The 11,435-nt window shown below is 38.9% G+C and carries 12 protein-coding genes; 1 reads left to right on the top strand and 11 read right to left on the bottom strand.

All coding sequences use genetic code 11. The features are described 5' to 3' along the window. Positions 1–21: 21 nt before the first annotated feature. Genes BMY21_RS07915 through BMY21_RS07890 form a run of 6 tightly spaced genes read right to left on the bottom strand, consistent with a single transcriptional unit; the run spans position 22 to position 5,380 of the window. On the bottom strand, positions 22–357 hold the full coding sequence (locus tag BMY21_RS07915; RefSeq protein WP_074642574.1) for a hypothetical protein: 336 nt from the start codon (positions 355–357) through the stop codon (positions 22–24). Between the two features lies 1 nt (position 358). Next, a complete protein-coding gene (locus BMY21_RS07910) occupies positions 359–553 on the bottom strand; it encodes a hypothetical protein (protein WP_074642571.1) in 195 nt (64 codons plus the stop codon). Next, entirely contained in the window at positions 531–1,046 is a 516-nt protein-coding gene (locus BMY21_RS07905) for a type II secretion system protein GspG (RefSeq protein WP_074642570.1), read from the bottom strand. The genes BMY21_RS07910 and BMY21_RS07905 overlap by 23 nt, the downstream gene beginning before the upstream one ends. Before the next feature lie 15 nt (positions 1,047–1,061). Next, on the bottom strand, positions 1,062–1,964 hold the full coding sequence (locus tag BMY21_RS07900) for a type II secretion system F family protein (RefSeq protein ID WP_074642567.1): 903 nt from the start codon (positions 1,962–1,964) through the stop codon (positions 1,062–1,064). Further along, the gene (locus BMY21_RS07895; protein WP_074642564.1) at positions 1,936–3,360 is read right to left on the bottom strand and encodes a GspE/PulE family protein; all 1,425 of its coding nucleotides are present in this window, start codon (positions 3,358–3,360) and stop codon (positions 1,936–1,938) included. Before BMY21_RS07895 ends, BMY21_RS07900 begins: the two co-directional genes overlap by 29 nt. Further along, positions 3,344–5,380, bottom strand: coding sequence for a type II secretion system protein GspD (locus tag BMY21_RS07890; protein ID WP_074642562.1), 2,037 nt, complete (start codon positions 5,378–5,380; stop codon positions 3,344–3,346). Before BMY21_RS07890 ends, BMY21_RS07895 begins: the two co-directional genes overlap by 17 nt. A 340-nt stretch (positions 5,381–5,720) precedes the next feature. Between BMY21_RS07890 and BMY21_RS07885 the strand changes: the two genes are divergently transcribed. After that, positions 5,721–6,770 carry a magnesium transporter CorA family protein gene (locus tag BMY21_RS07885; RefSeq protein WP_074642559.1) on the top strand — a complete coding sequence of 350 codons (1,050 nt, stop codon included), beginning with the start codon at positions 5,721–5,723 and terminating at the stop codon, positions 6,768–6,770. Here the strand turns inward: BMY21_RS07885 and BMY21_RS07880 are convergent. The 5 genes from BMY21_RS07880 to BMY21_RS07860 all read right to left on the bottom strand — a co-directional run bounded on the left by BMY21_RS07880 (position 6,767) and on the right by BMY21_RS07860 (position 11,431). Continuing rightward, entirely contained in the window at positions 6,767–7,705 is a 939-nt protein-coding gene (locus tag BMY21_RS07880) for a formylglycine-generating enzyme family protein (protein WP_256210326.1), read from the bottom strand. The two genes, BMY21_RS07885 and BMY21_RS07880, sit on opposite strands and share 4 nt — an antisense overlap. Positions 7,706–7,727: 22 nt before the next feature. Next, the gene (locus BMY21_RS07875; RefSeq protein WP_074642557.1) at positions 7,728–8,420 is read right to left on the bottom strand and encodes a metallophosphoesterase; all 693 of its coding nucleotides are present in this window, start codon (positions 8,418–8,420) and stop codon (positions 7,728–7,730) included. 108 nt (positions 8,421–8,528) lie between these two features. Further along, positions 8,529–9,689, bottom strand: coding sequence for a histidinol-phosphate transaminase (hisC, locus tag BMY21_RS07870; RefSeq protein WP_074642556.1), 1,161 nt, complete (start codon positions 9,687–9,689; stop codon positions 8,529–8,531). 26 nt (positions 9,690–9,715) lie between these two features. Next, entirely contained in the window at positions 9,716–10,681 is a 966-nt protein-coding gene (locus BMY21_RS07865) for a hypothetical protein (RefSeq protein WP_074642554.1), read from the bottom strand. A gap of 18 nt (positions 10,682–10,699) precedes the next feature. Then, positions 10,700–11,431, bottom strand: coding sequence for a DUF4097 family beta strand repeat-containing protein (locus BMY21_RS07860; RefSeq protein ID WP_074642553.1), 732 nt, complete (start codon positions 11,429–11,431; stop codon positions 10,700–10,702). Positions 11,432–11,435 lie beyond the last annotated feature (4 nt).

Here is an 11,435-nt window from a genome sequence, read left to right as displayed (position 1 = left end):
CCTGTCCTCGAATTAATTCAGTCAGTCAGCTTGACTACAATAAACTTCAACAGTTTCATTAGAACTTTTCCATTTTCCGCAATAAATACAGTTCTTATTATTTTCCACTACTTCCCATTCAATATCTTCCAGCTCCCAAAGCTCTCTACAACTTTCTTTCCACTCTTCCAGGGAAGCATAACCTTTTCCGTAGCACGTATTGTAAAAACTCTCTGAAACAAATATTAAAGAATCTGTTTTTTTCCTAAGTTCATCTGCCTTTTTATCTATCTTTAAGAACTCACACATTAAGCCTGATAAAACAGACGAATAGAGAACAAGAATTACCGCAATGGAAAATATTTCTATAAGCCGCATTTTAATAACCAGCAATAATGCTCAATTCTTTCTGATTCTTTTCCTGTATATAGGAAAGAGTCTTTGAATATTTCTTTTCATAAAATTTAATCTTTGCCCGTTTTTCTGCAGTCATTCCACAAATAACAAAAGTAATTGTCATTAGTCCCATAAGGCAAAGAAGAAGAATAGATTTACTTCCATGAGCAGATATCATCTGTGCCTCCTGTTGTACTTTGTCCGGCACCGGAATCTTCTTTTCCATCTGGTCCGAATGAGATAAGTATAAAGGGCAGTTTCGAAGGAACCTCTGACGGCATAATGGAACTTTCAGCACTGAGATACTTATAATCGGTTCCCCACGGATCATTGCATGGTTCACGTTCAAGGTATGGGCCATCCCAGTTTTCTGGTATCGGATACAAAACTGGTTTTTCCCATAAGGCTGAGAGTCCCTGTTCTGAGGTCGGATATCTTCCGCAATCAAGGAAATAGGTTTGGAGTGCGCTGCTGAATTGTTCAATTTGATTTCTTGCTGCAGTTTTTTTCGCGACGGAAATAATCTTTGATGCCGAGAATACGCTCCCTGCCGTAAGTACCGCGCCGATTGCAATGACGGCCACAGTTTCGACATAGGTAAAGCCTTCTGAACGTTTTTTAAATCCATAACAAAACCTCCTGAGATTTTTGTAAATAGTTTTTTTATTCATTTTCAAACCTCCCGTTTACATAAATGCGATATTATTGATAAGCGGCATAAAGAATGTCATCAGAAGTACAAGAATAAAGCCACCTGTGATAACTATAAAAAGCGGTTCAATCAATGAAATACAGATATTCCGGCTTCGTTCTTTTTCTTCTTCCAGATAGCCTGCAATTTTTCTAAAGAGATCTTCTTTACTGCCACCAGTATCTGCATAATAAAATGCTTCCTGAAGTTTTGAATTATAGAAGCCTTTATATTCATCTGAAGGTAAAAATGCATTCTGCAGATTCATTCCATACAAAAGTTTAATGCGCGCATTTTCAAAAAATCTACCGATTCTACTCGAAGGGCCAGCTATCTGAATTGCACAGCCAACAGCCACAGATAGTTCAATTCCATTTCGAAGCAAGAAATCAACAGCTGTAAAAGATTCAAATAATCTGCTCTCGCCAAGCATTTTTATAATCAAAAAAATAAGAAACATACAGACTGTAAACAATCCAAGAACATATTTCATAAGTACCTGAAAATCTGCAGTCTTTGTATAAAGTCCAATAAATATTGTTGCTGCAACTGAAACCATAACTACAAAGATGGGATATACCAAAGCACCTTTTATTTTCTTTCTGCACTCTGCTTCGCGTTCAAGTTTCTGCTTAAGAAAGGAAAGTGTTGATTTCAAATCTCCGTTCTTTTCTGCAATACTGATAAAGGAAATATAAACAGGATCAAAGGTACAGTCTTTGCAAACTTTTAATGCATTTGAAAAAAGGCTTCCATTTTCAAGCGCTGCATAAATTGAGGCTGCAGCTCTGTTGACACGATCTTTTCTCGGCTTCGCACGCATGATTAATAGACTCTGAGTTAATGTAAGTCCTTGTCTGATAAAAAGCTCATACAATGCCTTTGTGAATTCCAGCATCCTCACGCCCCCTGGTATAAAATGGAATTATTGATTTCTTCTTTCCTTTACTTCGTTTTGACTGTGCCTTAAAAAGTTTCATTGTTTCACAAAGTATTTCGCTGTAATTGGTAAAATGTTCGATATACTTTTCCAGCTGTTCTTCAGAGTTTGCTGTAATTGCCCTTTCACCAAAGTTTTCAGAAGGAATTGCAATATCAGCATATAACCTCATTTTTCCGCCAAGCTCATTCAACTGCTGGCAGATTATTCCCCGCAGCACCTGACATAACAGATTTCTTTGAATCCCCAGATTTTCAAGTCTGAATATAGATTCTGCAGCGCCTCCAGAATGAAGTGTTGCAAAAACAAGATGCCCGGTAAGAGAAGCTCTTAAAGCGGTAGCTGCACTTTCCTCATCCCGAATCTCACCAATCATAATTACATCAGGATCCTGTCTGAAAAGATGATTTATTGCTTCAGAAAAACCATTCCGTTCATCAATTTTTACCTGTGTTACGCCTGGTATTACATATTCAGGTGGATCTTCAAGACTTATTATTTTCAGAGTTCCTGAAGTACGTTTTTCAATTTCAACAAGAAGAGCTGCAACAGATGTTGATTTTCCTGAACCAGTTGGTCCACATACCAGAACAAGACCATTTGGCAATGAAATCAAACCATTCTCACCACAAAGTTTTTCAAGCTGTAAGGAATTGAATCCCAGTTCGCCCAAAGTCAGTGGTATTCGTGAAGTATCTAAAAGTCTCATGACTATTGATTCTTCACATACCTTCCCACCGCCAACAACAGCCATAGCAGATACTCTTATGAAGAACGGATTTTTATTTCCATATATAAACTGCCCATCCTGACAAACTCTGTTTTCAATTACATTCATACCTGCAAGCAATTTGATTCTCTGAATAAGCTCCACACTTTTTTCACTCTGAAGTTCAATATATTTTTCAAGTCTTCCGTTCACTCTTAAACGTACACAACTCTTTTCAATATGAATGTCAGTCGCTTTTCTAAATCTTGCTTCATTTAAGATACTGTCCAGAAGCAAAACAGCAGCAGCTTCTTTCTGATTTTTAGCTTCCTCAGAATCAGATGCATCTTTTACTAATCCAAACTCACCTGCCCTATAAAGTTTCGAAACACATTTTCTAAGCTGACTTCTGGTACCATTTTCAAAATCAATTTTTATCAGGCGATGGAACTGTTCCGGGCAATCCTTCAACTGTCTGATATTTGCAATATGATTTTCGAATGCTCTCGAAAGGCGTCCGCATAAAACTGCATCATTTTTATTTTCAACAAGAAAACGAATACTCGCACCGTTCTGTTCCAGCACAGCAGCCCCATTGTAAAGGCAGTAAGCAGGAGTAAGATTAAACTCATAATTTCTGTTCATCACCTGTCTCCTTTGAAAGTTTTCCCTCAGAATAATCAGCTAAAAGATTCCATAAAGATTCTTTCGCCCATGCTAAATCCGCAATTCCATTCCCAGAATCTTCAAACGCCTCACCCCCGGTAATATGCGGAACAAGATAAATTACCATCTGCATTTTTTCCTGAATTGAATTCTTATTCTTAAACAGATTTCCAATAATTGGGATTTTAGAAATCAGTGGACTTCGTTTTTGCTGCTCACTTTCTGCAGTCTGGACGAGCCCACTCAAAACAACAGGTTCTCCGCTTTTACTGCAAACTTCAGTAGTAACAAGTTTTTCGGAAGTTGGAGGGGGATTACCCGTGAGCCCTGAAGTATCATTTCCTCTGCGGGATACAGAAGCCGTAACCTTACTTGTGATCATTCCGTCACCGCTTACCCAGCCAAGAACATCAAGTTTTATACCTGATGCAATCTCTCTTGTTACTCCAGAGTAAATCGGCTTTCCGGTTTCCGGGTCTACATTATTATCCCGATACCTGTAAGTATTCGTATTCTCAAAATGTATTTCCCGGCCTGAAACACCATGCAAAGTTGTATCCGCATAAACCCGGGCCTTATTTTCTTCGATTGATCCCTGAAGTTCTGCTGCAAAAGTTAAACCGAAGGCTGTTACTACATTAAGATTAAAGCCCATCACAGAACCGAGTACTGCAGAAACACCGTTCCTGTCTCCTACAGTAAGACGTTTTACTCCAAAGGAAGAGGTCCAGTTATTTTGAACAGTCTCGTCATACTGCAAAATCAAAAGATCATAACTAAGACGAACAGCAGGCTTATCACAAACCTCAAGCTGTTCACACAAAACTTCATAGGCTTCTTCTGTTCCCTTAAAATATAGCCGTGCAGAATCATCCGCCATAAAAAGAGAAGAACGATCCACCGCAGGCGGTAAATGCTCCAGGAATTCTGACGGCTTAAGATACTTAAGATTAACCACATAAGTTGAAAGCTTAATATCTGCCTCGGACATTAACTCCTCAATGGCAGCAGTCTCTGATTCACTTGCATAACACAGAAAAGAGAATTCATCTGGAAGCGGAAGTATTTCCAGTTTTCCAACACGCTTATACACAAAGGTTAAAAAATCCTGAGACTTAGTAAAACGGAGAGTAAATTTACGCCAGGTGCGTTTTCCGCTTATAAGCTCTTCACGGACAGAAGGCTTTGCAAAAATGTAATAGATGCCGTTTTCATAAACAAAGTCAAATCCGCACTGCGAACAAAGAATACTCAGAGTATCTTTAAAATCCGATCCGACAAAAACAGACCTCTGAATTTTACTTTCACCATCAGAAAGCAGACAATAACTTTCATTTTCAAACAATCTGTTCAAAATCACAGAAAAACTGCAATCTTCTACATCAACAGAAACAGCCCCACTTTCAAGCATTTCGATTTTTACCATTCCCGAAAAAAACTCATTACGAAGCACGCCATTGCCACGTATATCAGTCTTTTTCACAAAATGATATCCAGCATCATCCTGTACAACGTCATAAACACCAAAACGTTTTGCAAGACAATCCATTAAGACAGTTTCATCAACTCCCTTAAAGCACACCGAAATCCTTTGCGCCGGTAACGTCTCAAACGTTACAACCTTATCCATTACCTCAGACAGCTTTTCAATAATCTGCACTGGAAGCAAATCATACGCTTCAACAGAAAACAATCCATTTTCCATCGAAACTTGAATTCTGCTCACAGTCCATATACTGCCATCACGTTTCACAAACAATCTGTTAGTTCTCAGAAAAGACTCAAAAGCTAAATCAAAGTTACCGCCTGCAAATTTCAAATCGCCTTTACCACTAACAGTGTCATCAGGAACAATCGAAATTCCAGTATCCATCGACACCGCAAACAAGATGTCTTTAATCTCACAATCCGCAAAATCCCAGCTGAAGCCTGTACTCTGCGCAACCACAGCATGACAAAAAGCCAGCACAACAACAAAAATCAGCAGACCCTTTTTCATCCGCCCGGAAAACTTAACAAACGCCCGTCTCAAGATATTTAACCTCCACCTATAAATTAGGTGTGATAGAACATTTTTGACCAATTTTTCAAAAAAAACTTAAAAAAAAGCATTATTTAATGCATTTTTTTCCAAAAACTTGCACTCTTAGCCTAAATTCAGTAAAATTATATTTATCAGTTTGATATTTTAATCTGTTATTCAGGAGGCACACTTATGGACAGCGGCTCGAGTTATCCCATACGTTCATTAATTTCTAATACAAGCCTCCTGACAAATCACGCATAAAAATCACACAAAAGTCATCGAGGCCTCATAAAAATTTTTAACGAGGTTAACTATGATTACATATTGGCAGCAGATTGATGGCCAGTTCTCTAAGACCAAAAAAGATGAAATAAATACAAAGCTTCCTCTTTGGGTAGACGCACGTAATGTTACACGTGATGAGACTACATTCCTTCAGGAAGAGTATCAGATTGAGCAGGATCATATTCTGGATATTCTTGACCCGGATGAGCTTTCACGTATTGAAGACGGTGATTCAGGATACATTCTTACAATCGTCCGGGTTCCGTTCTACGACCCCGCAGCTGAAACGCCATATTTCACCGGGCCGGTCGGCATTATCATTAAAGGAAAGACAATCATCACAATCTGCTGGACAGACTGTGAAGTGCTTAAAGACTTTGGCTCTAACAGAGTCCGCAACGTCCGATTAAACGACTTCCCGTCTTTCATCGTACACATTATCAACCGCGCCAACTTAAACTTCCTGCGTTACCTTAAGGAAATCAACCGCCGCTCTACAAGCATTCAGAACGAAATGAGACTTGAGATTGAAAACAAAGAAATCATCCTCATGCTTGGACTCGAAAAATCTCTTGTTTACTTTACAACTTCCCTCAAGAGTAATTCACTTTTGCTGATGAAGATGAAAGGTACCCGTCTTATTAAGTTTGATGAAGATGACCTTGATTTTGTTGAAGGAGTTACAATCGATAACCGCCAGGCTATTGAAATGGCCGACACCTATTCGAACATTCTTTTTGGTGTAATGGATGCCTACTCTTCCGTAATCTCAAACAACCTGAACGTCGTAATGAAAAAGCTCGCAATCATCAACCTGGTTATGATGGCTCCAACTTTTGTAACAAGTTTCTTTGGAATGAACTTTAAACTGCCGTTTGATGATCTGCCGGGCTACATTCCTGTTCTGATTGCAACTGTGATTTGTCTTGTTTCAGTATTCCTCTGCAGCTGGATGCTCAACTGGAACAAAGAAACTGTTGGTGCCATCAAAAAAGCAAAACAGATGAATAGAAAGCAGAAGCAGAAACTTAAGGCAGAGACAAAGAAAATTAAAAAGCAGGAAAAAAGATTAAGTTAACGGGCTGTACAGCAAATTCTGAAGCCCATGTAATTATAACATTCGTTAGGATCGTAGCTGTAGCGGTCGCCGGCATAGAGGAACATTGTATACTCTGACCAGCTGCCGCCGCGGCTTACTCTTTCAAAGCCCACAGAAGGTCCATGCGGGTTATCAGAAGTATAGTCTTCAAACCAGTCCCAGCAGAATTCAATAACATTACCGCTCATATCAAAAAGGCCTGCAGCATTTGCATTACCGCTTGCAGGATAAGACTGCTCACCAGGATCAAATGGTACACCCGCAGTTCCTACATTATGAGAACTCGAAGCATTTTCACTTGTCCAGGCATATAAAAGCCCTTCTTCATATTCAGCAGAAATCTGTCCGCTTATCAGGTCGCCGCGCTGAAAACCTTCTCTGGTTCTTCTCGCAGCATATTCCCATTCAGCTTCACTTGGCAGACGATAACCATTACAGTTCCAGTTACAGACACACAAATCACACGCTGCAGTATCTGCTGAATCTCGGATAACTTCACCATTATAAGTATAACAAGGCTCTTTACCGCGAACCTCACTCAAAGCATTACACCAGACAACAGCATCATACCAGTTAATCATGGTAACAGGCTGAGCATAATTATCATCCGTAGGTGCAGCCCCTCGTTTTCCATTCGAACCAGCCTGGCCTGGATTTGCAAAGTTATACCCGATTTTTTCAGCCTTCATACGAACCGAATGCCACAATGTATATGTAGTTTCAAATTTATTGATTGAGAAAGGAAGGAGTTCACGTTCAGCAGTGTAAGCCTGAGTATCCTCACCAATAGTATATGAAAGATTTGAGCGGAAGGTAACAAGACTTATGTGCGAAAATGAAGTCTGAGCAAAACTGCCTGCAGCCATTAAAAAAGCGGATATAAAAAATACAGCAATCTTAAAGTTTTTTCGCACTACTCGCCCCCTTTCCCTCAAACTAGAGTTTACACATTTCAGAAGAAACAACCTTCCAGCCGTCACCTTCTTTAGCAACCTCAAGCCATGCATAAGTTTCTTTTTCTCCAAGGCTGCCAGGATTGATTACAACAGTATCACCGATTTTTTCAATTCCAGCACCTTCATGAATATGACCACAAACAACAGCAAGCGGCTTATGCTCTTTAATGAAGTCAGTAAACTTCTGGCTTCCCGCATGATGCTCACCGTCAAAAGAATCAAGCTTATCTGCAACCGGTGGATTATGACTTACGAGAATAAGACTCTGCCACAAGCTTTCATCCCCGCTCTGTTCAACCGAGTTCAGAACAATATCAAAATCAGAAAGAACCTCATCTTCAGTTCTTTCAAATTCAGTTTTACCGGTAAATATAGTTCCACCACCGCTACCAGCAAAACCAAGACCTTCATGGAACACAAGAGCCTTTTCTACACAGATATCCTGATTCTCAAGTTCTTCCATAAAATCTTCATTATCGCAGTTACCAAGAACAGCAAAAATTGTATCGTGTTTAGCACAAAGTTTTTCAAGCGCAGCCTTTCCAGTTTTTGGCTTAAAGCATTCAGCAAAGTCACCGCCAAATACAACAGCATCAGCCTGCTCAAAAAGAGAATCCATCTTATCCAGCACATCATTATGTGCATGTAAATCACTTATAACTAAAATCTTCATAATCATACTCCTATAGAAGGGGAAAGCCTTCCCCTCGCTCGCACATCGTTGCTCGCTACCCCTTCTGCGGGGACACCCCGCAACGCCCCCTGTCATCCCAAATCAAATTCAGCATGACACTGCTTTTTCTATTGCTTTTCTAAGTTCATCCATCTGCTCTGCCGTACCAATTGTGATACGTACAAAATCTTCAATTCCCTTAGTTGCAAAGTGCCTTATCAAAAGGCCCTGCTCTTTAATCTTTTTATAAAGTTCATCCCCGCTGATCTTCGGATGTTTTGCGAACAAAAAGTTTGTTTCGCTCTTCAAAACATAAAACCCTTTTTCCTGCAAAAAGTTATAAAACTTATCACGTTCATCAGCTACCTTGCGTGAAGTCTCTACATAATAAGGAACATCGCGGCAGGCAGCAGTTCCACTCACCTGTGCAACAGCATCAATCGGAAAGTGGTTTACGCTGTTTTTTACAGTAGTTACGATATTTACCAGTTCCGGATTCGCAACAATATAACCAAGCCGCTGACCAGCTCCGCAAAGACTCTTAGAGAAAGTTCTTACAATCACAAGATTCTTGAACTCTGCAAGAAGTGGAATACAAGACTCACCGCCAAAATCAACATAAGCTTCATCAACAATAAAAATCTCATCGCTCGAAGCCTTTTTTAGCATTTCGCGAACCTGGTCGCGGGTAAGTCCAAGACCTGTAGGTGCATTAGGATTTGCAAAAATTATACCGCCTTCATTTTTTGCTGCACGCTTGAGCATTTCGTCAGTATCGAGAGACCAGTCTTCTTTGAGAGGAACCTGGTCCATCGGAATATTATAGAAGCCGGCATATACAGGATAGAAGCTGTATGTAAATTCCGGCATTACAAAATGTTTTGAAGAATCAAAGAATGCATAGAAAACGAAAGACAAAACCTCATCGCTTCCGTTTCCTGTGTAAATCATATCTGGAGTAACTGTAAAAGGAATTTTATCCTGCTCTGAAGGCTCAACGTTTTCACCGCAAACCTTAGCACGGCAAAGAACTCCACCGCTTTTGTTGAGCATTTCAGCAAGAGCTGCATGAAGTTCAAGAGAATCTGGGTCAGGATAAAGGCCCAGTTTTTCAGGATTGTTATTTACGAAATCCATAACGGCCTTCTGAACTTTTGGAGAAGGCGCGTATGGATTTTCATTAGCATTAAGCTTTATATAGACACGGTCTTTAGGCTGTTCGCCTGGAACGTATGGATGCAGATTTTTAACACGATTTGAAATTATCATACATCCATTTTACCCCTTTATCGGGTTTATTTCAATTCCAACACTTCTTTAATGGAAGCTGTAAGTTCAGGACTTGGAATATTTTTCTTATTATTCAGAAGAATTACAAAGTTATCTGCAAGAATTTCTTCTGCATGAATAATATAGTCTGTATTCTGACCTACCTTTTCCATATAGTCGCTCACCTGCTCAAACTGAATCAGTTTCGGATTCTCGTTCTCCATAGCGAGAGTACATACATCTCCTGTATTAACTTCACCAAAGGTAAAAATCATATACTCAAAGAATTCTCCGCCTCTTTTTTCATCATATGGACTTGCTGCAATAAGAAGCGGCATTACATTTATGCTCTGTCCATTCACAGTTCCCTTGAAATAATAATTATTCACAACCGAATCCGGATTAGTAATCTTCAATTTTCCAAGTTCTTCTGGAAGCTTAAGTTCTCCCGTTTTGTAATAACCAACAAGGCTGTAAAGTTTTTCCCGCACATCAAGATTGTTCTTAGAGAAAATATGGAAAAGCTCATGAATACAAAGATTAAGCAAAGCATCTTTGTTAGCAGCCATTCCCTGAGGAATAACTACAATATTCTGACTGCGGCAATATGCAGACATTCCTTCTTCGCGCCCGGTAGTTTTTACAAAATAAACTGTCTTTGGATAATTCAGATTATATTTTTTTCCAAGTTCTTTAATTTTCTTAAAGTTTGCTTCAAAAGTTTTCTTCTCATCCTTTGTCCAGTCCATAGCCTGTTCACCAACAAATGTCAGATATTCTTCCTTTGAAACAGTTCTTGAAACCTTAAGTCTTGCAGAACGGTCAAATTCAGATTGAGCAAGTACAAAATCATCTTCTGTTGTCAAAAGCTCTTTTCCTTTTGCTTTATCTGCAAGCACAAATTTTACATTCTGCAAAGAAGTCATTTCTATCGCAGAAAACGGCATCAGTATACTAAATAATCCAATTGCAAATGTTGCACATTTTTTCATTTCCTGACTCCTGGATTTTTATCTAATATTAACTTCACCAACATTGGTATTTGTTCTGATTCGCTTCTTTCCGTTTCCCTTAGAATTATAATTTCTCTTATAATGTTTACCGCCTACACGTACCCCGCCTACATCTGTAGAAACTGAAATACTGTAATCATCGATATTTCCTTCAGGATATATTGAAATTTCACCAACATTGTTATCTACATCAATCTTTTCAAACTCAACATCACGTACAGAAACTTCTCCAACATTCAAATCAATATCTATAGTTTCTGCTATAAGCTTACGAAGTTTTATATCACCAACATTGGAATTAATATCAATATCGCTAAGTTTAGTACCGCTGGGAATTGTAATTATTACCCTGCAGTTATTGTTACCGCCATTGACCCCATTCTTCTGTTTTGGCTGACTTACTTCCAGAGTTCCGTTATTCACAGAACACTCAGGCTTAAGCAAGTCTCTTGTATAAGTACTTTCAAGCTTAAACTGTTCCCCTTCTTCAATTTTAAGTTCCATAATAGTTGCATTAATTCTGATTGATGAAAACTTTTCCAGTATCAGTTCCATAGATTCTCTTTTCTCCTCATTATAATTATCATTATCATCTTCCAGATTATTTCCAATACGAATAAATGGAAAACCACTAACTCTGAAAGTTCCGCCAACATGTTTTGTTGTTCCATAAATGATACAGAAAACTGTAACTACACCCAGAACAATAAGAAAAATTGTTTTTTTCATTTTT

The sequence above is a fragment of the Treponema bryantii genome, from assembly GCF_900111035.1.
GTDB classification, from domain to species: Bacteria; Spirochaetota; Spirochaetia; order Treponematales; family Treponemataceae; genus Treponema_D; species Treponema_D bryantii_C.
The sequence above is the reverse complement of the archived record's forward strand: the minus strand, read 5'-3'. Positions and strand labels throughout refer to the sequence as shown.